At 71.5% G+C, this 25,178-nt stretch carries 17 protein-coding genes and 1 pseudogene; 11 read left to right on the plus strand and 7 right to left on the minus strand.

Going from position 1 to position 25,178, the window contains the following annotated elements; genetic code table 11:
• From FBY22_RS04440 to FBY22_RS04455, 4 genes and pseudogenes are all read right to left on the minus strand, one after another.
• A complete protein-coding gene (locus tag FBY22_RS04440; protein ID WP_142142584.1) occupies positions 1 to 1,668 on the minus strand; it encodes a M4 family metallopeptidase in 1,668 nt (555 codons plus the stop codon).
• 303 nt (positions 1,669 to 1,971) lie between these two features.
• The gene (locus tag FBY22_RS04445) at positions 1,972 to 3,993 is read right to left on the minus strand and encodes a M4 family metallopeptidase (RefSeq protein WP_142142585.1); all 2,022 of its coding nucleotides are present in this window, start codon (positions 3,991 to 3,993) and stop codon (positions 1,972 to 1,974) included.
• Positions 3,994 to 4,225: 232 nt separating this feature from the next.
• The gene (locus FBY22_RS04450; protein ID WP_142147358.1) at positions 4,226 to 5,932 is read right to left on the minus strand and encodes an ABC transporter ATP-binding protein; all 1,707 of its coding nucleotides are present in this window, start codon (positions 5,930 to 5,932) and stop codon (positions 4,226 to 4,228) included.
• Positions 5,933 to 6,012: 80 nt separating this feature from the next.
• Positions 6,013 to 7,724, minus strand: a pseudogene (locus FBY22_RS04455) (ABC transporter transmembrane domain-containing protein).
• 641 nt (positions 7,725 to 8,365) lie between these two features.
• Here FBY22_RS04455 and FBY22_RS04460 point away from each other — a divergent pair.
• The 4 genes from FBY22_RS04460 to FBY22_RS04475 all read left to right on the plus strand — a co-directional run bounded on the left by FBY22_RS04460 (position 8,366) and on the right by FBY22_RS04475 (position 11,792).
• A complete protein-coding gene (locus tag FBY22_RS04460) occupies positions 8,366 to 9,301 on the plus strand; it encodes an MFS transporter (protein ID WP_142142586.1) in 936 nt (311 codons plus the stop codon).
• Positions 9,298 to 10,272 carry an NADP-dependent oxidoreductase gene (locus tag FBY22_RS04465; protein WP_160159858.1) on the plus strand — a complete coding sequence of 325 codons (975 nt, stop codon included), beginning with the start codon at positions 9,298 to 9,300 and terminating at the stop codon, positions 10,270 to 10,272. The genes FBY22_RS04460 and FBY22_RS04465 overlap by 4 nt, the downstream gene beginning before the upstream one ends.
• Before the next feature lie 415 nt (positions 10,273 to 10,687).
• Positions 10,688 to 11,020: a helix-turn-helix transcriptional regulator gene (locus FBY22_RS04470; RefSeq protein ID WP_142142587.1), complete on the plus strand. Its 333-nt coding sequence runs from the start codon at positions 10,688 to 10,690 to the stop codon at positions 11,018 to 11,020.
• A 361-nt stretch (positions 11,021 to 11,381) separates the two neighbouring features.
• Entirely contained in the window at positions 11,382 to 11,792 is a 411-nt protein-coding gene (locus FBY22_RS04475) for a MerR family transcriptional regulator (protein WP_142142588.1), read from the plus strand.
• Between the two features lie 12 nt (positions 11,793 to 11,804).
• On the opposite strand, the gene FBY22_RS04480 is transcribed toward FBY22_RS04475, so the two are convergent.
• The gene (locus tag FBY22_RS04480; RefSeq protein ID WP_142142589.1) at positions 11,805 to 13,664 is read right to left on the minus strand and encodes an ABC transporter ATP-binding protein; all 1,860 of its coding nucleotides are present in this window, start codon (positions 13,662 to 13,664) and stop codon (positions 11,805 to 11,807) included.
• The gene (locus FBY22_RS04485) at positions 13,661 to 15,439 is read right to left on the minus strand and encodes an ABC transporter ATP-binding protein (RefSeq protein WP_142142590.1); all 1,779 of its coding nucleotides are present in this window, start codon (positions 15,437 to 15,439) and stop codon (positions 13,661 to 13,663) included. Before FBY22_RS04485 ends, FBY22_RS04480 begins: the two co-directional genes overlap by 4 nt.
• A gap of 205 nt (positions 15,440 to 15,644) precedes the next feature.
• Between FBY22_RS04485 and FBY22_RS04490 the strand changes: the two genes are divergently transcribed.
• From FBY22_RS04490 to FBY22_RS04505, 4 genes are read left to right on the plus strand one after another with little or no spacing between them, the layout of a single operon-like run.
• Positions 15,645 to 16,574: an ABC transporter ATP-binding protein gene (locus FBY22_RS04490; protein ID WP_174267085.1), complete on the plus strand. Its 930-nt coding sequence runs from the start codon at positions 15,645 to 15,647 to the stop codon at positions 16,572 to 16,574.
• Positions 16,571 to 17,305: an ABC transporter permease gene (locus FBY22_RS04495; protein ID WP_142142591.1), complete on the plus strand. Its 735-nt coding sequence runs from the start codon at positions 16,571 to 16,573 to the stop codon at positions 17,303 to 17,305. Before FBY22_RS04490 ends, FBY22_RS04495 begins: the two co-directional genes overlap by 4 nt.
• Positions 17,306 to 17,330: 25 nt before the next feature.
• Entirely contained in the window at positions 17,331 to 18,599 is a 1,269-nt protein-coding gene (locus tag FBY22_RS04500; RefSeq protein WP_142147364.1) for a sensor histidine kinase, read from the plus strand.
• On the plus strand, positions 18,589 to 19,218 hold the full coding sequence (locus tag FBY22_RS04505) for a response regulator transcription factor (protein WP_142142592.1): 630 nt from the start codon (positions 18,589 to 18,591) through the stop codon (positions 19,216 to 19,218). Before FBY22_RS04500 ends, FBY22_RS04505 begins: the two co-directional genes overlap by 11 nt.
• 1 nt (position 19,219) lies before the next feature.
• Here FBY22_RS04505 and glgX read toward each other — a convergent pair whose 3' ends face one another.
• A complete protein-coding gene (gene glgX, locus FBY22_RS04510; RefSeq protein ID WP_174267086.1) occupies positions 19,220 to 21,454 on the minus strand; it encodes a glycogen debranching protein GlgX in 2,235 nt (744 codons plus the stop codon).
• 151 nt (positions 21,455 to 21,605) lie between these two features.
• Between glgX and FBY22_RS04515 the strand changes: the two genes are divergently transcribed.
• The 3 genes from FBY22_RS04515 to FBY22_RS04525 all read left to right on the plus strand — a co-directional run bounded on the left by FBY22_RS04515 (position 21,606) and on the right by FBY22_RS04525 (position 25,013).
• A complete protein-coding gene (locus tag FBY22_RS04515; protein WP_142142594.1) occupies positions 21,606 to 22,808 on the plus strand; it encodes an Ig-like domain-containing protein in 1,203 nt (400 codons plus the stop codon).
• 123 nt (positions 22,809 to 22,931) lie between these two features.
• Complete coding sequence (locus FBY22_RS04520) at positions 22,932 to 24,170, plus strand: Ig-like domain-containing protein (protein WP_174267087.1); 1,239 nt, start codon at positions 22,932 to 22,934, stop codon at positions 24,168 to 24,170.
• A gap of 75 nt (positions 24,171 to 24,245) precedes the next feature.
• Positions 24,246 to 25,013 carry an enoyl-CoA hydratase/isomerase family protein gene (locus FBY22_RS04525; RefSeq protein ID WP_142142596.1) on the plus strand — a complete coding sequence of 256 codons (768 nt, stop codon included), beginning with the start codon at positions 24,246 to 24,248 and terminating at the stop codon, positions 25,011 to 25,013.
• The last annotated feature ends 165 nt before the right edge of the window (positions 25,014 to 25,178 follow it).

Genomic DNA, 25,178 nt, shown 5'->3' on the forward strand with positions numbered 1-25,178 from the left:
TCAGCTGACGTTGACCGCGGACCAGGCCGCCGCCACCGCGTTGTACTCGGTGCTGCCGGAGCCGTAGAGCGCGGCCGCCGCGCTCAGCGTGCCGGTGCGTGCCGACTTGTAGTTCGTCGTCGACGTGAAGTACGTCGTCAGCGCCTTGTACCAGATCTGCAGCGCCTTGGCGCGGCCGATGCCGGTGACCGTGGAGCCGTTGGACGTCGGCGAGTTGTAGCTCACGCCGTTGATCGTCTTGCTGCCGCTGCCCTCGGAGAGCAGGTAGAAGAAGTGGTTCGCCACACCCGAGGAGTAGTGGACGTCCAGGTTGCCGACGGAGGAGGACCAGTAGTCCGCCGAGCCGCCGTCCTTGCTGGGCTTGTCCATGTAGCGCAGCGGGGTGCCGTCGCCGTTGATGTTGATCTTCTCGCCGATGAGGTAGTCGCCGGCGTCGGAGGAGTTCGCGGCGTAGAACTCCACACCGGTGCCGAAGATGTCGGAGGTCGCCTCGTTCAGACCGCCGGACTCGCCCGAGTAGTTCAGGCCCGCGGTGTTGGAGGTGACGCCGTGGCTCATCTCGTGCCCGGCGACGTCCAGGGACGTCAGCGGGTGGGTGTTGCCGGAGCCGTCGCCGTAGGTCATGCAGAAGCAGCTGTCGTCCCAGAAGGCGTTCACGTACGAGTTGCCGTAGTGGACGCGGGAGTAGGCGCCGACGCCGTTGTTCTTGATGCCGGAGCGGCCGAACGTGGACTTGTAGAAGTCCCAGGTCTCCTGCGCGCCGTAGGCGGCGTCGGCGGCCGCCGTCTGGTCGGTGGTGGAGCTGGAGGCGGCGCCGGTGCCCCACACGTTGTCCGCGTCGGTGAACAGCGTGCCGGTGCCCGAGGTCTTGTGGGCCAGGTTGTACGTCTTGTGGCCGCCGCGCGTGGTGTCGTACAGCTGGTACGTCGAACCCGACAGGTTCGTCGTCAGGCTGACGGTGCCCGAGTACAGCGTCTTGCCGGTGCCGGTGGCGTTCTCGATGCCCTGGTACTCGAAGAGCTTCTTGCCGGTGGCGGCGTCGGTGATGACGTGCAGCTGGTTGGGGGTGCCGTCGTCCTGCAGGCCGCCGACGACCGTCTCGTAGGCGAGGACGGGCTTGCCCGAGCCGGCCCAGATCACCTTGCGGGCGCCGTCGGCCGCGGACTTGGTGGAGCCCAGCGTCTTGGCGGCGCTGACCGCCTGCTTCTCGGCCTTGGCCGGGGTGAGCTGCGCCTTGAGGGAGGCGACCTTGATGGCGGCCTTCACGGCTCTGGTCACACCCTCGGTCCTGCCGGCCTTCGAGGTGTGGACGACGAGGTCGCCGCCGAGGACCGGCAGGCCCGCGTAGGTGCGCTCGTAGCGGGTGTGGGTGCTGCCGTCGGCGTCCTTGACGACGTCCTTGACGACCAGCTTCTCCTTGGCGCCCAGGCCTATCTTCTGCGCCGTCTCGGCGACGTCCGCCTGCGCCTCCTTGATGAGCGAGACGCGGGTCGCGGCCGAGAGCGCGGTGGGGGCGGCCGCCGGGCGGGCCGCGGTCGCGGCGTCCGCCTTGGTGGGGGCGGCGGCCGCGGTGCCGGTGGTCAGACCGGTGGTGAGCAGGGCTCCGGCGGCGACGGCGGTGGCGATGGCCAGAGTCGAGCGCTTGTGACGCGCGTAGAGGGGGGTCACACAAGCTCCTTGTGGTGGGGGAGTCCTCGCCCGGCGTGGGGCGCCGGGTTGCGGTTGCTGTGAAGTTGTGCGGCGGTTGTGAGGAAGAGTGACATCCAGGCGCGTACATGTCAGTCCCCTCAAGTGATGTTGGCCGAAAAGCGTCGGCAGGGTGAACATTGCAGGCATGTAAACCGAGTTGGCGTCGGTAAAGGGCCAACCTTCGGAACGTAAGGTGACGGCAAAAAGGGGCGCCGCCCCGGGGAGTCGAACCACCGGGGCGGCGCCCTGAATTCGGGGCCTGAGGCCTCAGGGGCCCGCGGCCTACGGGAAGGTGAGCTTCCAGCTGTTGATCGTGCCGACGTCCTGCGCGGCCTGGTCCTGGACCCTCAACTTCCAAGTGCCATTGGCTGATTCGGTGGAGGCGTTCACGGTGTACGTGTCCGTCACGTTGTCCGCCGAGTCGGAGGAGCTGAAGTTCTTCAGCCGGTAGGCGGTGCCCGACGGACCGATCAGATCGATCACCAGGTCGCCGCGCCAGGTGTGAGTGATGTTCGGCGTGACCTGCAAGTTGGACGGTGCGTTTCCGGTCCGTCCGGAGACCGTGATCGAGGAGGTGACGGCGGGACCGTTGTCCGGAATCGACACCGGGGTCGAGCTCTCGTACGACGTCCCGGTACCGCCACCGCCGCCGGAGCGCGAGCCGACCGCCACGCCCGCCCACGCGTCCTGCACCGCCTTGTACTCGGCGGAGGTGGTGCCGTAGAGCTCACCTGCCGCCGCGAGGGTGCCGGTGCGCGCGGAGGCGTAGTTGGTGGTGGACGTGAACTTGGTCGTCAGCGCCCGGTACCAGATCTGCAGTGCCTTGGCGCGGCCGATGCCGGTGACCGGAAGTCCGTCCGCGGTCGGCGAGTTGTAGCTGACGCCGTTGATGACCTTGGCACCGCTGCCCTCGCTCAGCAGGTAGAAGAAGTGGTTGGCGGGGCCGGACGAGTAGTGCACGTCCAGACCGCCGAGGCCCGAGTACCAGCTGTCCTTGGACGCGCCGTCCTTGCTGGGCTTGTCCATGTAGCGCAGCGGGGTGCCGTCGCCGTTGATGTCGATCTTCTCGCCGATGAGGTAGTCGCCGACGTCGGAGGAGTTGTTGGCGTAGAACTCCACTCCCGTGCCGAAGATGTCGGAGGTCGCCTCGTTGAGACCGCCGGACTCGCCGCTGTAGTTGAGCCCCGCCGTGTTCGACGTGACTCCGTGGCTCATCTCGTGGCCGGCGACGTCGAGGGAGGTCAGCGGGTCCGCGTTGCCGGAGCCGTCGCCGTAGGTCATGCAGAAGCAGCTGTCGTCCCAGAAGGCGTTCACGTACGAGTTGCCGTAGTGGACGCGGGAGTAGGCGCCGACGCCGTTGTTCTTGATGCCGGAGCGGCCGAACGTGGACTTGTAGAAGTCCCAGGTGACCGCGGCCCCGTAGTGGGCGTCCGCGCCCGCGGTGGCCGCGTTCGAGGTGGTGCCGTTGCCCCAGGTGTTGCTGGTCTGCGAGAACAGCGTGCCGGTGCCCGAGGTGCCGTGGTTGAGGTTGTACGTCTTGTGGTTGCCGCGGTCGCCGTCGGTCAGGTTGTAGTTCGAACCCGACTGCGTCGTCGTCAGCGAGACGGTGCCGCTGTACTGGGTGTTGCCGGTGCCGGTGGCGTTCTCGATGCCCTGGTACTCGAAGAGCTTCTTGCCGGTGGTGGCGTCGGTGATGACGTGCAGCTGGTTCGGCGTGCCGTCGTCCTGGAAGCCGCCGATGACCGTCTCGTAGGCGAGGACGGGCTTCCCGCTCGCCGCCCAGATCACCTTGCGGGCGCTGTCGGCGGCGGTCTTGGTGCCGCCGAGCGTCTTGGCACGGCTCACGGCCTGCTTCTCGGCGGCCGCCTTCGTGATGTCCGGGGTGACGTCCGAGACCTTGATGGCCGCGTTCGTCGCCTTGATGACGCGCTGCGTGACACCCGACCTGGCGGTGTCGACCACGAGGTCGCCGCCGAGGACCGGCAGGCCCGCGTAGGTGCGCTCGTAGCGGGTGTGCAGGGTGCCGTCGGCGTCCTTGACGACGTCGCGGGCGACGAGCTTCTCCTTCGACCCGAGGCCGATGTCACGGGCCGTCTGGCTGCGGGCCGTGTCGGCGTCGCGCAGCAGCTCGGCACGCTGCGAGGGGGAGAGCTTGACGGCCGCGTGGGCCGGATTGCCCTTGCCGGAGGCCTGGGCCGGGGCGGCGGAGGCGGCGCCCGTCTGGACGGCCGCGGCGAGCAGGGCGGTGACGCCGGCTATGGCGAGGGTGTGGGAGGTGCGTCTGCGAGAGGAACTGCTTCTCAACACTGACTCCTTCTGCGTGGTCGCGGATCGCGCGACCAGGGGAGATCCGGACGGTGGGTCGACCGCCCGGGCAGAACTGGGGTGGAGCTGTGGGGTTGCTGTGTTGAAGCTGTGGGAAGGGTGGCAGGAGATTGACCGCCTGTCAGGAGCGCGTCAGGAACTTGGCCGGAATTGGTTCGTTGACCGGATATCCATGTTCGCTATGCGAACCTGCCGCTGGCCTATGAGCCGATCACGCGGGGTGCGGGCGCTCCCCGTGCCACGTCCCCCACAGCGCCGCGTACGCGCCGTCCGCCGCCACCAGCTGCTCGTGGGTGCCGAGTTCGGTGAGGCGGCCGTTCTCCATCACGGCCACGCGGTCCGCGTCGTGGGCCGTGTGCAGACGGTGCGCGATCGCGATGACCGTGCGCCCCTCCAGTACGGCGGCCAGGGCCCGCTCGGTGTGACGCGCGGTCGTCGGGTCCAGCAACGCCGTCGCCTCGTCCAGGATCAGCGTGTGCGGGTCGGCCAGCACCACGCGGGCCAGGGCGAGTTGCTGCGCCTGCGGACCGTCGGTGAGCCGGCCCCCCTCGCCGAGCGGGGTGTCCAGGCCGCCCGGCAGCTCGCGCACCCACTCGTCGGCGCCCACCGCCGCGAGTGCCGCCCACAACTCCCCGTCCGTGGCGTCCGGTTCGGCGATGAGCAGGTTGTCGCGGACCGTGCCCATGAACACGTGGTGCTCCTGGGTGACCAGGACGACCTGCCGGCGCAGCTGCTCGGGACCGAGGTCGACGACCGGCACACCGCCGACGGTCACCGACCCCTCGGTCGGCGCGTCGACCCCCGCGAGGAGCCGGCTGAGGGTCGTCTTCCCGGCGCCGGACGGACCGACGACCGCCAGCCGCTCCCCGGGCCGTACGGTCAGGTCGACCCCGTGCAGCACCTCGCCGCCGCGTTCGTAGGCGTACCGCACCCCGGCCATGTCGATCCGGTCGCCGGCCGGCGTGGGTGAGCCGTCCCGCACCGCCCGCGGAGCCCGGGCGAGGCCCTCGACGCGGGCGAACGAGGCGCCGCTGTTCTGCAGTTGCTCGACGCGCATCAGGATGTCGTCCAGCGGCCCGCTCAGCCGCTGCAGATACAGGGCCGCCGCCACCACCGCGCCCAGGCTCAGCGTGCCGCGCCCGTGCAGCAGCCCGCCGGCCAGCAGGACCGCGGCGACCGGGACGAGATAGGACACCTCCACCACCGGGAAGAACACGCTCCGCAGGAACAGGGTGTACAGCCGGGTGCGCCGGGACGTCTCCAGCGCGTCCCGGGAGGCCGTCATGCGCCGCTCCTCGAGACGCAGCGCCTCGACCGTCCGGGCACCGGCCGCCGTCGCCGCGAGGATCTCCGCAACCTCCGAGGTGGCGGCTCCCTCGGCGAGATAGCCGTCACGGGCGCGCCGCAGATACCAGCGCAGGCCCCAGCCGATGGGAACGAGCCCGAGCAGACCGCAGGCGCCCAGCAGCGGATGCAGCGCGAACACGGCGCCGAGCAGGAACAGCGCCTGCACGCCGTTGATGAGCAGGTCGGGTCCCGCGTCGCGCAGGGTGGTGCCGACCAGCGCCACGTCACCCGTGCCACGCGCGGTCAGATCACCGGTGCCGGCCCGCTCCACCACCGACGCGGGCAGCGCGAGCGTACGGTCGACGAACTGCTCCCGGACCCGGGCCAGCGTCCGCTCGCCGAAGCGATGGCCGACGTAGCGGGCCCAGCGGGCCAGCAGCAGCTGCGCGAGAGAGCAGAGCAGGATCCACAGGGCCAGCCGGTCGACGGCGCCCACGCCCCCGCCGGCCCGCACCTCGTCCACGATCCGCCCCACCAGCCACGGCCCGGCCAGCCCGGCGCCCGCGGCGAGCGCGTTGAGCGCGAGGACGGCGGCGAAGGCCCGGGAGTCGGCGCGGACGAGCCGCACCATCGCGCGCCGCACGTCGGCGCGTCCGGCGACCGGGAGGTGCCCGGTGGACTCCGAGGCCACCGTACGGCTGGAATCCGATGTCACCGTACGACCTCCTCGGCGTCCGCGTCCCTGGCCACCAGCGCCCGGTAGGCGGGCTCCGCGTCGAGCAGTTCGCGGTGGCTTCCGGCGGCCACGACCGCTCCGTCCACCAGGAAGTACACGGTGTCCGCCCGGTCCAGCACGAGCGGGGACGTGCTCGTGACCAGCGTCGTACGGCCCTGCCGTGCCGCGCGCAGCCGTTCGGCGACCCGCGCCTCGGTGTGGGCGTCCAGGGCGGAGGTCGGCTCCACGGCGAGCAGCACCTCCGGGTCGGCCAGCAGGGCGCGGACCAGCCGTACCCGCTGGCGCTGGCCGCCGGAGAGGTTGCGGCCCTGGGCCTCGATGACCGAGTCGAGCCCGTCCGGCAGCCCGAGCACGACGTCCTCGGCGACCGCCGTGCGCACGGCCCGCTCGATGTCCCCCGGCGCCCGCTCCCGCCGCCCGCGGACCAGGGAGCGCAGCGTCTGCGCGAACAGGTCCGCCTCGTGGTCGGCGACCAGGACGCGCTCCCGGATCCGCGCCACCGGGATGTCGGCCAGAAGGACGTCGCCCCAGGTCGCCGCCGAGGGCGTGTATGCCCCGAGCCGGTCGACGACGGCCGCCGCGTCGGACGGGCGGGCCGCGGCCAGCGCGGTCAGCCGGGCCGGGAGGACCCGGACCCCGGACTCGGGGTCGTACAGGGCCGCGGGCCCGGCGGGCGCGTCATGGGTGCCGGTGTCGGCGAGGGGCTCCAGTCGCAGGAACCGCACGACGCGCCGGGCCGACACCAGCCCCCGGCTGATCTGGTAGCCGCACTCCACCCAGAAGGCCACCGGGCCCACCAGCACCGCCACATAGCCGTACACGGACACCAACTCGCCGACACTGATGAGTCCTTGGGCGGCGAGTCGCGCCGCCAGCCAGGTCACCAGGGCAAGGAACAGCGTCGGCAGGCCCACCCCGAGCGCCTGGACCCAGCTGGTCACCGCGCCGACCCGGTAGCCCTGCCGGCGCAGGCGCTGCGAGTCGCGCCGGAAGGCCTGCGCGAACAGGCCCTTGCCGCCGAGGCCGTTGAGGACCCGCAGCCCGCCGGCGAGATCGGCGATCCGGGCCGTCAGGACGCCCTGCCGCTCCCGGTACTCGGTCTCCGCGCCCTGCAGCCGGGCCAGCAGCGGGCCCACGAGGACGACGATCACGGGCATGCCGAGCAGCACGACGGCCGCCACCAGCGGTGACACGGACAGCAGCAGAGCGGCGACCACGAGATAGGCGACCACCGCTCCGACACCGGGCCCCACCACCGTCAGCGACTGGCTGATCGTCTGCACGTCGCCCACCCCGATCGTGACGACCTCCCCGGCCCCCACGCGCGCCGCAACGCGGCCCCCAGCCGCACCGCCTGCCCGACGACCACCTTCACCGTGCGGAAGTTGGCGTCCATGCGCACCCGGGTCATGGTGCGGTGCCGCATGATGCTCAGCCAGGCGTTGAACGCCCCCACCGCGAAGAGCAGGGCCGTCCAGCCCGCCAGTGCCGGGAAGTCCCCCGGCACCAGCCCGTCGTCGATCGCCCGGGACAGCAGATAGGGGGTGGCCGTCAGCAGGACCATCCACACACTGCCCAGCACCGCCCCGGCGGCGCATCTGCCGGGCTGTCGGCGGACCAGCCACATCAGGTAGTGCCGGCCACTGCGGCAGTCGGGCGTGCCCGGATCCTCGTACGCGTCGATCATCTGCCGTGTCCTCCGCCTCGCCGCCCGGTGGCATCGGGTCCACGAAAGCGGTAACCGGCAGTGCGCTCAAGCGGATTACCCCGGCGCGGGGGTGCGCCGGTCCCAGGGGAGGGCCCGCTCGAGCGGCGACGGCGATCAGAAGTCCTCGCGGCCCTGGCCGACGGCCAGTTGGACAACCATCGGAAAGCCCCTCGCCGTTCCAGTGCAGCGGGACGGCGACCGCCGGCTGACCGGTGATGTTGAACGGCCTGTCGAAGGTGAGGCAGCGGTCCGTCAGTTCGTGCGCCCGGCCGTCATCCGGTACGACCCAAGTCCTCTACAGTCGTTGTTCGAAGTTTCACAAACAACGAACAATCATGGAGCGCCGACGAGCCGTGCGACGAGAAGGAGTCCGATGAACAACCGCCTCCCCGCACGCCTTCGTCCTGGATCAACTCCTGGACGACCAGGCCGGCGTCCGCGCGGTCCTCGAGACGGGACGCCACCGACGTCATCACTCCCGGCCCCACCCTGCGCGACGCCGCCCTCGCCCTCCTGGTGCTCACCGGCCCCGACGACGTCGAGCTGGCGACCCGACTCCCGGCCGCCCTACGGGAGTTCGCCGATCCCGAGCACCCCGGCTTCCGTGAAATCCGTTCGTCGTGGCGACCGCGCTGTGCGGATTCGCCCAGGGCTTTTGGACGATGATTCTGTTCCGGTTCCTCGCCGGTGTGAGCGCCGCGTTCGTCTCCCCGCAGATCTGGGCCTCCATCCCGGTCCTGGTCAAGCCCCAGCAGATCGTGCGGACCATGGGCTTCGCGACGGCCGGCCTGTCCATCGCACAGTTCGCCGGCATCCCGCTCGGCAGCTGGCTCGCCGCCTCCTCCTGGCACCTTCCGTTCTGGGCCATCGGCGCGGTCTCGGCGCTGCTGTGGCTGGTGCTCGCCCGCTTCTTCCCGTCGGTGCCGGGTCACGCCGGGAACGCCGGTACCGGCCCTCGCGCCATGCTCCGCACGTACGGCACGGTCCTCGGCCGCGGCAGGCTGCGCTGGTTCCTCCTGGGCTACCTGGTCTTCCAGACCGGCAACTTCGAGGCCATCTCGTTCTTCGGATCCTGGTTCAACAGGGACTTCGGACTCGACGTGGGATCCGTCGGCACCGCCATGATGGCGGTCGGCGCGGGCAACGTGATCGGCTCGCTGTTCGGCAGCAGGCTGGTGCAGCGCCTGGGGCTGTACCGCTCCCTGCTGTCGGCCGTGCTGGCCATGACCGTCCTGTACTGCCTGGTCCCGCTGTCGCCCAACCTCGGCACGGCCCTGGTGCTGCTGGCGCTCGTCATGATGGTCGCCGGATTCGTCTTCCCGGTGTTCATGAGCGTCCTGCAGCAGCAGACGGAGACCGCACGCGGCACCGTCTCCTCGCTGGCGAACGCCGCGATGTACGTCGGTACCACCATCGGCGGCGCCGTCGGCGGCGTCCTGCTCACCAAGGGCGACGGCTTCTGGGGCGTGGCCCTGTTCACCGTCGTCGCCTACGTCGCCTCGCTCGCCGTGTACGCGGCGGCCGGCGCCTTCCGCCGCGAGGAGGCCACCGCGTGAGCACGGCCGTGCTCTTCGACGCCTACGGGACTTCCGACGAGCTGTACGGCGCCGAAGTGCCCGTCCCCGTGCCGGCATCCGGCGAGGTGGTGGTCCGCTACACCGCGATCGGCGTCAACCCGATCGACTGGAAGCTCCTCGGCGGCGATTTGCGGGACCTCGTCCCCATGGACCTGCCCGGCTGCCTGGGCGTCGAGGCGGCGGGCGTGGTCGTGGACGTCGGCGCCGGCGTGCGGCGGTTCCAGGTCGGCAACGCCGTCATCCGGCACGGTCGCCCCGGCACCTACCGGCAGTACGATGCGGTCCCAGCCGCGCAGGAGGCCGACGAACTCACCGCGCAGCCGGGCCGGTTCTCGGCCGAGCAGGCGGCGGTGCTGCCGGTGGCGGCGGGCACCGCGTACTCCGCCCTGGTCCAGGTCGGGCTGCGGGCCGGCGAACGGCTCCTGGTGCGCGGCGCGTCCGGGGGAGTGGGCCTGGCGGCCGTCCAACTGGCCCGGCTGATGGGCGCCGAGGTGATCGGCACGGCGTCTGCCCGGCACCACCGGCTGCTACGGCGCCTGGGGGCGACCCCGGTCGCCTATGGAGACGGTCTCCTCGACCGGCTCGCCCCGCTCGGCCCGTCCGACGCCTCCGTGGACTGCGCGGGCGGCCCCCAGCCGACCGAGACAGCGGCGGAACTGGTTCAACCCAGGGTCCGACGGGTCACCGTCGCCTGGGAGCCGGGCGCCCGGGCCGGGGACGTGCCCCATCTGGAGCACGTCCCTCTCGAACTGGCCTCCACGCTGGACCTGATCGGACACAGGCCCTTCGAACTGCCCGTGGCCGCACGGTTCCCGCTGTCGCAGGCCGCCGAGGCGCTCGACCTCGGCCGGAAGGGCGGACTCGGCGGAAAGATCGTGCTCCTGCCCGGTGCCACCCCCACGGACCGGCTCCACCCCACCTCCCCCGAGGGACCACGGCCCGCGTCATGACCTGCCGCCATGACGCCGAACATCGACGCCGCCGCGATGTTCGACGTCCTCGATCTGAGCGATCCCGAGACGACCGTGGCTCGCCACGCGCGCCGGCGAGTTCGGTGTCGCACCCGGACGGATCGCCGTCCAGCACCGGCGCGGGCGGCGGCCCGGCCGCGGCGGTCTCGCTGCCGGCCCGGGTCCGGGGTGGCCACCGGGCGCCTACCACCCGGCGTTCTTCGTACCGACCGCCGCGGCCACCCGTCGGCGGGCCGAGGAGCGCACCACGGTGCCGCGGTGTGCCCGGTACGGCTGATCGCCTCGGACGGGCTCCGGCGGTGATGTTCTATCATCGTAGAACGTTGAACGAGGCGGCCGGAGCTTCGCGGGAAGCGGGGCGGCGCCACGTCACGGGCCGACGAGGAGGTCGCGCATGCGCAGCCAGCTGTATCACCCCGACCGGCGGGACATCTCCCTCGACAAGGTTCTGCATGCCCTGAGCGATCCCATCCGCCGGGACATCGCCCGCGTCATGCACGAGGAGGGCTCGCGCTCCTGCGGCCAACTCGACTACCCCATTGCCAAATCGACGCTCTCGCACCACCTCAAGGTCCTGCGTGAGTCCGGCGTCATGCACACCGAGGTCCGGGGCACCACCCGGATCATCACCCTGCGACGCGACGACCTCGACGCCCGTTTCCCCGGCCTGCTCGACGCCGTACAGGTCACCGCTCCCGCTCCCGAGGAGCTGCCGGCGGGCGCGTGAGGGGGCCGCAGGTGGCGCAATTTCACCACCGGAGAAGTCGCCGACATGATCAGCCGGACCGAGAACCGCTACCAGGTCAGGTGTCCCGCAGCTACCTCGGCATGCTCCGCTCCAGCCGGTACACCAATCCCTCCATCGCCGTGGTCGTCGCGCTCGTCAGGTTCTTCAACGACCATCGGCGCGAGGGACATCCGGAATCAGCGTCGACTGGCTGGCATCCGGTTCGTCCCGGGCGCGCGACTCCACACAGGACGGGGGAGACCTCTCGCCCCTCATCGACCAGCAGGTCCGGCACATCGCGATGCGCGCCGGAAAGATGACGCCGGGCCTGCGGAACCAACTCATCGCGATCCGTCCTGTGATGCGCATCGGAGAACTGTCGGAGCGGTCGGGCGCGAGCGCCCGCTCCATCCGCTACTACGAGTCGGTCGGCCTGCTGACGTCACACCGCCGGACCAACGGCTACCGGGAGTTCGACGCGGACGCCCTGGACCGGATCGCCAGGATCAAAATGCTGCTCCGGGTGGGCCTGGACATCGCCGACATCGTCACCGTGTTGCCTTGCGTGGACGAACCGTCGCTCCCCCACTGCGCCCGGGCGCGGCAGCGCTTCGACGAGCAGATCGAGCGGATCGAGCGCCAGCAGGAGCTGCTGGCCGGGGCGAAGTCGCTGCTGGTCGAGCTGCGTACGCACGGCACGGCGGTCGCGGCCCTGCCGCCGGGCGACTCCATTCGCGCGGTCAGCGCCAATGTGACCGTCGGCGTCCGCTGACGGCCCGGCCCGTCACGCCAGACTGTCCCGCCACGCCCGGTGCAGGTCAGCGAACCGGCCGGTGCCCGCGATGAGCTCGGCCGGTGGGCCGTCCTCGACGATCCGGCCGTGCTCCATCACCAGGACCCGGTCGGCGATCTCCACCGTCGACAGCCGGTGGGCGATGACGACCGCCGTGCGGCCGTGCAGCACCGTCGACATGGCGCGCTGTACGGCCCGTTCGCCCGGGATGTCGAGCGAGCTGGTCGCCTCGTCGAGGATCAGCACGGCCGGGTCGGCCAGCAACGCCCGAGCGAAGGCCACGAGTTGACGCTGGCCGGCGGAGATACGGCCGCCCCGCTTGCGTACGTCCGTGTCGTAGCCGTCGGGCAGCGCCTCGATGAAGTCGTGCGCGCCGATCGCCTTCGCGGCCCGCTCGATCTGCTCACGGCTCGCCTCCGGCCGCCCGATGGCGATGTTGTCGGCGACCGTGCCGGAGAACAGGAACGCCTCCTGCGTCACCATCACCACCCCGCGCCGCAGTTCGGGCACCGACAGCTCGCGCAGGTCGACGCCGTCGAGCAGCACCCGCCCGTCGGAGGGGTCGTAGAAGCGGGCGAGCAGCTTGGCCAGCGTCGACTTGCCCGCGCCGGTCGAGCCGACGACCGCGACCGTCTGTCCGGCCGGCAGGACGAGGTCGAAGCGGGGCAGCACCTCACCGCCGGTGCGGTAGCCGAAGCGCACGCCGTCGAAGACGACCTCGCGGCCCGGGATCCCCCCGGTGAGGGCGGGCAGCGGCACGGGCGCCGACGGCTCCGGCACGGACGGCGTCTGTGCGAGCAGACCGGCGATCTTCTCCAGCGAGGCCGCCGCCGACTGGTAGGCATTCAGGAACATGCCGAGCCGGTCGATGGGGTCGTACAGCCGGCGCAGGTACAGCACCGCGGCCGCCAGCACACCCAGCTCCAGCGAGCCGTCCGCGACCCGGTAGGCGCCCCACAGCACGATCACCGCTACCGCGGTGTTGGCGACCAGCCGGGACCCCACGACATAGCGGGCCATCTCCAGCATCGCGTCGCCGTTGGTCCGCTCGTGCCGCCGGTTGAGCACGCCGAACTCGGCGTCGTTGGCGGCCTCGCGGCGGAACGCGCGCACCGGGCGGATGCCGTTCATCGTCTCGACGAACTTCACGATCACGGCCGCGATGGCGGTCGAACGCACCCCGTACACCCGTCCCGCGCGCCGCTGGTAGAGCCGTACCAGCAGGTACAGCGGCACGAACGACACCACCGCCAGCGCCCCGATCCCCACATCCAGCCACAGCAGCATCGCCGAGATGCAGACGAAGGACAGGACGACCGTCACCAGCTCCTGCAGGCCCTCGTTCAGCAGCTCGCGCAGCGACTCCACGTCCGTGGTGGAACGCGAGATCAGCCGGCCGCTCGTGTAGCGCTCGTGGAAGTCGATGCTCAGTGCCTGCGCGTGCCGGAAGATCCGGCCCCGCAGGTCCAGCAGCACGTCCTGGCTGACCCGGGCCGAGGTGACGATGAACGCCGACTGCAGCACCCCGGAGGCCAGCGCGCACAGCAGATAGGCGACGGCCACCACCACCAGCGGCCCGTGGTCGTCGCGCCGGAGCGCCGGTACGGCGTTGTCGATCGCGTACGCCACCAGCAGCGGGCCCGCCTGCGTCGCCGCCTGCTGGAGCAGCAGCAGGAACGAGGTCAGGGCGACACCGGACCTCAGCGGGGCGAGCAGCGAGCGCAGCAGCCCGGCGGTGGCACCCGGGGGAGTGGGCAGCACGTCCCGGTCGAAGGGGTCGAGCCTGCCCTCGGGGCGCGGCAGGTCCGGTTCGTCGTCGGCCGTGGACACGGACGTCGAGGGTGCCGTCATCGCTCGTCCTCCGCTTCCCCGGCGCCCGACATCAGATGGGCGTACTCGGCGTTGGTGCGCAGCAGTTCATGGTGGGTGCCCACGGCCGCGATACGGCCCCCGGACAGCAGGGCGACCCGGTCGGCGAGCAGCACGGTGGACGGGCGGTGCGCCACGATGAGCGCCGTCGTCTCGGCCAGCACGTCCCGCAGGGCGGCCTCCACCGCGGCCTCCGTGTGCACGTCCAGCGCCGACAGCGGGTCGTCCAGGACGAGGAACCTCGGTCTGCCGACGACGGCACGGGCGAGCGCGAGGCGCTGCCGCTGTCCGCCGGACAGGCTCAGGCCCTGCTCGCCGACCTGCGTGTCCGTGCCCTGGGGCAACGCGTGCGCGAACTCGGCCTGCGCGACGGACAGGGCGCGGTTCAGCTCGACCGCCCCGGCCCGGTCGTCGGCGCCCATGAGCACGTTCTCCCCGACGCTCGCGGAGAAGAGGGTCGGTTCCTCGAAGGCCACGGCCACCTTGGCGCGCAGTTCCTCGCGGGACATGGCGGTGATGTCCTCGCCGTCCAGGGTGATGCGTCCCGAGGTGAGTTCGTGGAGGCGGGGGACGAGCGCGGTGAGGGTGGTCTTGCCGCTTCCGGTCGCGCCGACCAGGGCCATGGACTCGCCGGGGCGGATGTGCAGGTCGATCCGGTCGAGGACGGGGGGCGAGCCGTCGGGGGCGTCGGGGTAGCGGAAGCGGACGCCGTGGAAGCGCAGACCGCTGTCCCGCGACGGCCGCGGAGCGGTCCGCCCGGACTGTTCCGGTTCCTCGTCCAGCACCTCGAAGTACCGCTCGGTGGCTGTCGCCGCCTCCTGGCTCATCGCCAGCAGGAAGCCGATGGAGTCCACCGGCCACCGCAGCGCGAGCGCCGTCGACAGGAACGCCACCAGCGTCCCCGCCGACAGCGAACCGTCCGCCACCTGCACGGTCCCCAGCACCAGCGCCGCTCCGATGGCCACCTCCGGCAGCGTCACGATGACGCCCCAGATCGTCGCCAGCAGACCGGCCTTGCGCAGTTCCGTGCCGCGCAGGGTCCGCGACAGCTCCCTGAAGGCCAGCGCCTGGCTGCGGTGGCGCCCGAAGCCCTTGATGATCCGGATGCCCAGCACGCTCTCCTCGACGACCGTCGTCAGATCGCCGACCTGGTCCTGCGCGAGCCGCGCCACGTGCGCGTACCGCTTCTCGAAGATCACGCAGGTGACCACGACGGGCACGGCCGGCACCAGGATCACCAGGCCCAGCGTCCAGTCCTGCAGCAGCATGATGGTCACACCGACGAGGATCGTCACGCCGTTGACCAGCAGGAACGTCAGGGGGAAGGCGAGGAACTGGCGCAGCAGCATCAGGTCCGTCGTGCCGCGCGAGAGCAACTGGCCCGAGGCCCACCGGTCGTGGAAGGCGACCGGCAGCCGCTGCAGGTGCCCGTACAGCGTCGCCCGCATGCCCGCCTCGACGCCGGACAGCGGCCGCGCCACCAGCCAGCGCCGCAGCCCGAACAGCAGCGCCTCGGCCACTCCGAGGAGCAGCAGGTACAGCGCGCCGAGCCACACGCCCGCCGGATCGCGGTCGGCGACCGGGCCGTCGACCATCCACTTCAGCACCAGCGGGATGACCAGGCCCACGCAGGACGCGACGATCGCCACGAACGCGGCCGTCACCAGCCGCGCCCGCACCGGCCGGACATGGGGCCACAGGCGGAGCAGGGTGCGTACGGCCGACCGGTCCTTGGTGATTGCACGTGTCGTGGGCATCAGTGGTGAGCCTACGGACCGGCACTGACGACGCCCACCGAGTTTTGGCCGGACCCGAATCGGCCCATGGTCCTACGACCTGCGTGTTCGAGGAGCCGTACGTGACCGGCGGCGGGGTCGTAGGGCCGCATCCACCGATCGGTTGATGCGGCTTCGAGCGCGACGGCCGATGTGGCCGCACCCCGCGCTTGGCGACGCTGGTCCCATGTCCGTCATCGAAGTCACCGACCTGCGCAAGAGTTACGGCGGCCGGCCCGCCGTCGACGGTGTCTCCTTCGCCGTCGAGGAGGGCGAGATCTTCGGGATCCTCGGCCCGAACGGCGCCGGCAAGACCACCACCGTCGAGTGCGTCGAGGGGCTCCGCGTCCCCGACGCCGGCCGCGTCCGCGTCACCGGCCTCGACCCCGTCGCCGACCACGCGCGCGTGGCGCGCGTCCTGGGCGCCCAGCTGCAGCAGAGCGAACTGCAGCCCAAGCTCACCGTCCGCGAGGCGCTGGAGCTGTACGCCTCCTTCTACCCGCGCCCGCTCGACTGGGCGCCGCTCGCCGAACGCCTGGGCCTCACCGGCAGGCTCGCCACCCGGTTCGCCAAGCTGTCGGGCGGTCAGAAGCAACGCCTGTTCATCGCCCTGGCGTTGATCGGCAACCCGCGTGTCGTCGTCCTCGACGAGCTCACCACCGGCCTCGACCCGCGGGCCCGCCGGGACACCTGGCAGCTCATCGAGGACGTCAGGGCGAGCGGGGTGACGGTCCTGCTGGTCACCCACTTCATGGAGGAGGCCCAGCGGCTGTGCGACCGGATCGCCGTCATCGACCGGGGGCGGGTGGCCGCCCTGGACACCCCGGCCGGCCTGATCCGCCGCTCGGCGGGCGCCACGGTCATCAGCTTCACCCCGTCCGCCCCACTGGACGACGGTGACCTCCAGGCCCTCCCCGCGCTCGCGTCCGTCGACCGCAGGGACGGCCGGATCACGCTGGCCGGCACCGACGAGACGGTCAACGCCGTCATCACCCTCCTCGCCCGCCACCGGGTCACCGCCCACCAGCTCCGCGTCGTGGACGCCACGCTCGACGACGCCTTCCTCGACCTCACGAAGGCCGACACGAAGGCCGACACGAAGGAGACCGCGTCATGAGCACCGCCGTCCTGCGGACCGAGGTCCGCCTCTTCCGCCGCGAACCCGGCGCGATCTTCTGGATCCTGCTCTTCCCGACCCTGCTGCTGGTGATCCTCGGCTCGATCCCCGGGTTCCGGGAGCACCAGAGCGACCTCGGCGGACTGCGCACCGTCGACGTCTACGTCCCGGTCGCCGTCCTGCTCGGCCTGATCGTCGGCGGCCTGCAGTCCATGCCGCAGACCCTCACCGGCTATCGGGAGCGCGGCATCCTGCGCCGGATGGCCACCACCCCCGTCCGCCCCTCCGCCCTGCTGTCCGCGCAGATGGCGGTCTACGGCGGCGCCGCCCTGGTGTCGGCGCTGCTCGCCCTCGCGGTCGGGCGGCTGGCCTTCGGCGTACGGCTGCCGAAGCAGCCCCTCGGATACCTCCTCGCACTGCTCCTGGCCGTCCTGGTGGCCCTCGCTCTCGGATCGGTGGTGTCGGCACTGTCCCGTACGACGAAGATCGCGGGCGCGATCGGATCGGCCGTGTTCTTCCCGTCGATGTTCTGCGCGGGCGTGTGGCTGCCGGTGCAGTCCATGCCGCACCTGATGGCGAGGATCGTCGACTGCACGCCCTTCGGGGCGGCCGCGCAGGCCCTGAACCGGGCGGCGGCCGGGCACTGGCCCGGCTGGGATCACCTCGGCGTGCCGGCGGTGTGGATCCTGCTGCTGACCGGCGCGGCCGGCCGCTGGTTCCGCTGGGAGTAGGGACGGGGCCGTGCAGACTGAGGACATGACCGGGGTGGACACGCAGATCGAGCGGCGCTGGGAGCAGTTCCACACCTGGGGGCCGTACGGGCTGCTGTTCATCGGTCTCGTCCCCGCCCTCGCCACCGCCGACCCGCACGCCGGACCGGGCAGGTGGTACACCGCCTGGGCGTTGCTCGGCGCCGCGGTCGCACTCCAGCTGTGGTGGCACAGCACCCGCCCCCACGGGCCCGACCGGCGCCGCACCCCCTCCCCGGCCGGGACCGCCTACTACGCCGCCCGCTGGGCGCTGGCCTTCGCCCTCACCTGGCTCAACCCGTTCTTCGCGTTCTACGCCGCGACCGGCTACATGGACGCCGACGAGACGATCCCCGGCGTCAGATGGCAGCGGCTCGGCCTGTTCGCGAGCGCGGTCACCGTGGCCGGCGCGCAGGCCGGCGGGATGCCGTTCGGCGGCGCGGTCCAGTGGCTGGTCTTCCTCGCCCTGCTGGCCGCCAACTCCGGCCTGCAGATGGTGGTCGCCCATCTAACCGAGCAGGAGACACGGCGGGCCCACGAGCGGACCGAGACCATCACCGAACTGGAGCGCACCAACGCCGCGTTGCAGCAGGCGCTCGACGAGAACGCCGCCCTTCACGCCCAACTCCTGGTCCAGGCACGGGAGGCGGGCATCGCCGACGAGCGCCGACGTCTGGCCGCCGAGATCCACGACACCATCGCCCAGGGCCTGACCGGCATCATCGCCCAGCTCCAGGTCGTGGCGAACACCCCCGACGAGGAGGCGGCCCGCGAGCACGTGGGCCGTGCCGTGGAGCTGGCCCGCCACAGCCTGGGGGAGGCCCGCCGCTCCGTCCACAACCTCGCCCCGGCCGCCCTGGACAACGACGGGCTGCCCCAGGCGCTGAAGAAGACGGTCTTCGCATGGGGCGAACGCACCGGCGTGCGGGCCGACTTCACCGTCACCGGCACCGCCGAGCAGCTGCACGGCGAGGTGGCCGCCACCCTCCTGCGGATCGTCCAGGAGGCCCTGTCCAACGCCGCCCGCCACGCCCGGGCCCGCCGCGTCGGCGTCACCCTGTCCTTCATGGGCGACGAGGTGGTCCTCGACATCCGCGACGACGGCACCGGCTTCGACCCGGCCGCCGTGCCGGCCCGCACCGTCTCCGGCGGCTTCGGACTGGACGGCATGCGGGCCCGCGCCGAACGCATCGCCGGCTCCCTCACCGTGGAGTCCGAGCCGGGCCACGGCACGGCGCTGTCGGCTCGCGTACCGTTGGTCCGCCATGACCGCTGACATCTCCGTGCTGATCGTCGACGACCATCCCGTCGTACGGGACGGTCTGCGCGGCATGTTCGAGTCCGCGCCGGGCTTCCGCGTCCTCGGCGAGGCCGTGAACGGCGTCGAGGCGGTCGAGCGGGCCGCCGCCCTCGACCCCGACGTGGTCCTGATGGACCTGCGCATGCCGGGCGGCGGCGGGGTCGACGCCATCGCCGAACTCACCCGGCGCGGCGCCCGCGCCAAGGTCCTGGTGCTGACGACGTACGACACCGACACCGACACCCTGCCGGCGATCGAGGCCGGCGCCACGGGCTACCTGCTCAAGGACGCCCCGCGCGACGAGCTGTTCACCGCCGTGCGCGCCGCCGCCGAGGGCCGCACCGTCCTCTCCCCGGCCGTCGCCTCCCGCCTGGTCTCCGCGGTCCGCGCCCCCGGCAACGAGCCCCTCTCCGCCCGCGAACGCGAGGTCCTGACCCTGGTCGCCAGGGGCACCTCCAACCGCGAGATCGCCCGCGAACTGTTCATCAGCGAGGCGACCGTGAAGACCCACCTCACCCACCTGTACGCCAAGCTGGGCGTGAACGACCGCGCGGCCGCGGTGGCCACGGCGTACCAGCGGGGCATCCTCGGCTAGTTCAACCGGCCACCCGCAGCAGCAGTACCGAGCGGGCCGGGACCGTGATCGCCGCTCCTGCCCGGTGTGTCACCGCCGGTTCCTCCGACTGCGTCTCGCGGGAGGTGTCGACGACCACTTCGTAGCGCTCGGCCCACGGCGGGCCGGGCAGGACGAAGTCCGAGGGGCGGTCACCGGCGTGCAGGACGGCGAGGAAGCTGTCGTCGAGGATCGCCTCGCCCCGCTCGTCGCGGCCCGGGATGTCCCGGCCGGAGAGGTACATGCCGAGCGTGGCAGCGGGCGCGTACCAGTCCCGTTCCGTCATCTCGGCGCCGCGCGAGGTGAACCAGGCCAGGTCGCGCAGGCCGTCCGCGGAGTGCGCGCGGCCCGAGAAGAAGGCGCGGCGGCGCAGCACCGGGTGGCGGTGGCGCAGCGCGATCAGCCGGGCGGTGAGGTCGAACAGCGCCTTCCAGCCGGGCTCCGACAGCAGGCCCCAGTCCAGCCAGCCGATCTCGTTGTCCTGGCAGTAGGCGTTGTTGTTGCCGCGCTGGGTGCGGCCCAGTTCGTCACCGGCGACCAGCATCGGCACGCCCGTCGACAGCAGCAGGGTGGTCAGCAGGTTCCGCAACTGCCGCCGCCGCAAAGCCCGTACGCGCTCGTCGTCCGTCTCGCCCTCCGCGCCGCAGTTCCAGGACCGGTTGTCGTCCGTGCCGTCGCGGTTGCCCTCGCCGTTGGCCTCGTTGTGCTTGCGTTCGTACGACACCAGGTCGCGCAGGGTGAAACCGTCGTGCGCGGTGATGAAGTTGACGGAGGCGTACGGGCGCCGGCCGCCCCAGGCGTAGAGGTCGCTGGAGCCCGACAGGCGGTAGCCGAGGTCCCGCACGTCGGGCAGCGCGCCGCGCCAGAAGTCCCGTACGGCGTTGCGGTACCGGTCGTTCCACTCCGTCCACAGCGGCGGGAAGGCGCCCACCTGGTAGCCGCCGGAGCCCACGTCCCACGGCTCGGCGATCAGCTTCACGCGCCTGAGCACCGGGTCCTGGGCGATGACCGCGAGGAACGGCGAGAGCATGTCGACGTCGTGCATCGAACGGGCCAGCGCGGCGGCCAGGTCGAAGCGGAAGCCGTCGACGCCCATCTCCGTCACCCAGTACCGCAGCGAGTCGGTGATGAGGCGCAGCACGTGCGGCTGGACCACGTGCAGGGTGTTGCCGCAGCCGGTGTAGTCGGCGTAGCGCCGGGCGTCCGACTGGAGGCGGTAGTAGCCGCGGTTGTCGATGCCCTTCAGGGAGAGGGTCGGGCCCAGCTCGCCCGCCTCCGCCGTGTGGTTGTAGACGACGTCCAGGATCACCTCGATCCCGGCCGCGTGCAGCGCCCGCACCATGCGCTTGAACTCGCCGACCTGCTGTCCGGTCGTACCGGAGGCGGCGTACCCGGCGTGCGGGGCGAAGTAGCCGATGGAGTTGTAGCCCCAGTAGTTCTTCAGCCCGCGGCGCAGCAGGTGGTCCTCGTGGGCGAACTGGTGCACGGGGAGCAGTTCGACGGCCGTGACGCCCAGCTTCACCAGGTGCTCGATCGCCGCCGGGTGCGCCAGCCCGGCGTAGGTGCCGCGCAACTCCTCCGGGATGCCCGGGTGCAGCTTGGTGAAGCCCCGCACGTGCAGCTCGTAGATGACCGAGTCCGCCCACGGGGTCTTCGGGCGGCGGTCGTCGGACCAGTCGTCGTCGTCGTGGACGACGACGCCCTTGGGGACGTACGGCGCCGAGTCCCGCTCGTCGCGCACCGTGTCCGCGACGTGCTGCTGCGGCCAGTCGCGCACATGCCCGTACACCTCCGGCGGCAGCCCGAAGTCGCCGTCCACCGCGCGCGCGTACGGGTCGAGCAGCAGCTTGGCCGGGTTCCAGCGGCCGCCCGTCCACGGGTCCCAGCGGCCGTGCACCCGGTAGCCGTACCGCTGCCCGGGCACCACCCCCGGCACGAAGCCGTGCCAGATCTCATGGGTCAGCTCGGCCAGACGGACCCGTGTCTCCTTGCCCCGCTCGTCGAACAGGCACAGCTCCACCGCCTCCGCCCCGCCCGCCCACAGCGCGAAGTTGGTGCCCGCCACCCCGTCCGGCCCGGTACGGAACCGGGCGCCCAGCGGCGTCGGCGCACCCGGCCGCACGGGCACGCCCGGCACCCTGCGGGGCGCGCCGTCGACCACGGCGGCAGGGCGCACGCCCTCCTCGGCGACCGCCTTCTGCTCGGCTGCGCTGGACACCTGTCGGCCTCCCACGGCTCGTGGAACGGAAAGGGAAAGGGTGTGCGGCGTCCCGGCCGCGGTGTCCCTCACGCCGTCCTCCCCACTGTTCTGCCCAGAGCGTGGCTCGCACTCACGTTTCCCCAGGGCGGGGCCGCTCGTTGGGTCCCATGTGAAGGACGCACACAGGCGCGCGCGGCGCGCGCGGGCGGCACTGGCCGCCGTACTGACATGGGCCGGGCTTCTCGCCGGCTGCACCTCCCCGCCCCGGATCGACGAGGCCCTGGGCAAGCCTCCCGCCCCCGAGGACGTCATCCGCGTCTCACCGGACGACGGCAGCAAGGGCGTCCGGCCCGACCAGCGGCTCGTGGTGCGGGTGCCCAGCGGGCGCCTGGAGGCCGTGAAGGTCGTCGTGGCGCGGGACGCGCAGGAGACCGAGGTGCGCGGCCACGTCTCCGAGGACGGCCTGCGCTGGGAGCCGGACGACGGCCGGCTCGCGCTCGCCGCCAAGTACACCGTCGACGCCGTCGCCCTGGACGGACACGGCCGCAGGTCGGCCCGCCACACGACCTTCACCACCTACGTCCCCGACGAACGGTTCATCGGCTACGTCACCCCCGAGAACCGTGCCGTCGTCGGCACCGGCATGATCGTCTCCCTGGAGTTCAACCGGGAGGTCGAGAACCGCGCGGCCGTCGAGCGCGCGATCCGGGTCACCGCACGCCCGGCCGTCGAGATCCGCCCGCACTGGTTCGGCAGGGCCCGCCTGGACTTCCGCCCCGAGCACTACTGGAAGCCCGGCACCCAGGTCACGGTCGATCTGCGGCTGCGGGACGTCGAGGGGGCGCCCGGCGTCTACGGCATCCAGGACAAGACCTTCTCCTTCACCGTCGGCCGCAGCCAGGTCTCCCTGGTCGACGCGGCCAGGCACACCATGCAGGTGCGCCGGGACGGCGCCCTGCTGGCCACCGTGCCCATCACGGCCGGCTCGCCCAAGCACACCACCTACAACGGCAAGATGGTGGTGATGGAGATGCTCGAGGTCACCCGCATGAACAGCCGCACGGTCGGCTTCGGCGGCGAGTACGACATCCCGGATGTCCCGCACGCCATGCGCCTGACCGACTCCGGGACCTTCGTGCACGGCAACTACTGGGCGCCCGACGCCCCGGGCCGGGTCAATGTCAGCCACGGCTGCGTGGGGCTCAGGGACGCCAAGGGCGGCGGTTCCGGCACCCCCGCCGGCTGGTTCTTCGACCGCAGCCTGATCGGGGACGTCGTCGAGGTGGTCCACAGCAATGACAAAAAGGTCGCTCCCGACAACGGCCTCGGGGGCTGGAACATGGGGTGGAAGGAGTGGAAAGCGGGCAGTTGATGTTGGGACGAAATGGTGACCTTCGGCTGACACGATTCTCAAAACCCTGCGGTTAATATGCGCGAATGCGCTGGGCTGGCGCACTGGGGTGGGGCCCGACCAGGCCCGGGAGGGGAGAACGACTTGAACGTGCGGCCGATATCGGGGGCGTCGGTTGACGCGCGCGGAGGCAGAGGAGTGCCGGCGCTGATACTCGGCGCCCTGCTCCTCACCGTCACCGCGTGCGGAGGGGGTGGCTCGGGCTCCGGGTCAGGTTCCGGGGACGCCAAGGGCAAGGGCGCCGACAGCGCGCAGAGCAAGCAGTCCGTGGCCGTGGTCGCCATAGCCCCGAAGGACGGCGCGACCTCCGTCGACACCAGCGGCGCGCTCAAGGTCAGCGCCACCAAGGGCAAGTTGACGCAGGTCGAGGTCAAGACCGCCAAGGGTGAGGCGATAGCGGGGAAGATCACCGACGGCGGCGCCTCGTGGACGCCGTCCACCCACCTGGCCGCGTCCACGAAGTACACCGTGCACGCCGTCGCCAAGGACTCCGAGGGCCGCCAGGCGGCCGAGGACTCCAGCTTCACCACATTGACCCCGAAGAACACCTTCATCGGCAGCTTCACCCCCGAGGACGGCTCCACCGTCGGCGTCGGGATGCCGTTCTCGATCCGCTTCACCCGGGGCATCACGCACCCCGCGGACGTCGAGAAGGCCATCAGCATCAAGACCGAGCCGGCCGTCGACGTCGAGGGCCACTGGTTCGGCAACGACCGCCTCGACTTCCGCCCGGAGAACTACTGGAAGTCCGGCACCAAGGTCACCGTCAGCCTGAACCTGGACGGCGTCGAGGGCCGCCCCGGCGTCTACGGCAAGCAGGCCAAGACCGTGAAGTTCACCATCGGCCGCGACCAGGTCTCGATCGTGGACGCCAAGAAGCACACCATGAAGGTCATGCGCGACGGCAAGGTGTACAAGACCCTTCCCGTCACCACCGGCAAGCCCGGCTACGACACCTGGAACGGCCAGATGGTCATCAGCGAGAAGCTGCGGGTGACCCGGATGAACGGCGAGACGGTCGGCTACGGCGGCGAGTACGACATCAAGGACGTCCCCGACGCCATGCGGCTGACCGACTCGGGCACCTTCGCCCACGGCAACTACTGGGGCGGCGGCGCCTTCGGCAACTACAACGCCAGCCACGGCTGCATCGGCCTGCGCGACGCGCGCGGCGGCTACGACCGCTCGCTGCCCGGCGCCTGGTTCTTCGACCACTCCATCATCGGCGACGTGGTGACGGTGAAGAACTCCGACGACCGTACCGTCGACCCGGCCAACGGCCTCAACGGCTGGAACATGTCGTGGGAGAAGTGGAAGTCGTAGACCGTGGTGATCGACGGCCCCGGTGTGAGGTACCGCACCGGGGCCGTTGCCGTTAGTGCCCGTTAACCTGCCTGCATGACCGTGAATCTCGAAGTCGCCGAAGGCGTCGGCACCATCCGTCTCGACCGTCCGCCCATGAACGCGCTGGACGTCGCCACCCAGGACCGGCTCAAGGAGCTCGCCGAGGAGGCGACCCGGCGCGAGGACGTGCGGGCCGTGATCGTCTACGGCGGGGAGAAGGTGTTCGCGGCGGGCGCGGACATCAAGGAGATGCAGAACATGGACCACACGGCGATGGTCCTGCGCGCCCGCGCCCTGCAGGACTCGTTCACGGCGGTCGCCCGCATCCCCAAGCCGGTCGTCGCGGCGATCACCGGCTACGCCCTCGGCGGCGGCTGCGAACTCGCGCTGTGCGCGGACTTCCGCATCGCCGCGGACAACGCCAGGCTCGGTCAGCCGGAGATCCTCCTCGGCCTGATCCCCGGCGCCGGCGGCACGCAGCGGCTGTCCCGGCTGGTCGGCCCCTCCAAGGCCAAGGACCTGATCTTCACCGGCCGTATGGTCAAGGCGGACGAGGCGCTGGCGCTGGGCCTGGTGGACCGGGTCGTCCCGGCCGCCGAGGTGTACACGGCGGCGCACGAGTGGGCGGCGAGGCTCGCGCAGGGCCCGGCGCTCGCGCTGCGGGCCGCCAAGGAGTCCATCGACACGGGTCTGGAGACCGACATCGACACCGGACTCGCGGTGGAACGGAACTGGTTCGCGGGCCTGTTCGCCACCGAGGACCGGGAGCGGGGGATGCAGAGCTTCGTGGAGGAGGGCCCCGGCAAGGCGAAGTTCCTCTGAACCGCTTGCAATTGACACGCTGTCCGATCCGGCGGTCCCTCGATGGAGCGGTTTATGGGAGCCTTAAGGAAGCCTTAAGTCTGGCTTGTCGAGGGACGCGGTCCATTGCCGCCAACGGGCCTCGCGCCGCAGCTCAACCGGGCTGTGGGTGACCCCGAATTGTCT

It is taken from the genome of Streptomyces sp. SLBN-31, assembly GCF_006715395.1.
Classification (GTDB): Bacteria; Actinomycetota; Actinomycetes; order Streptomycetales; family Streptomycetaceae; genus Streptomyces.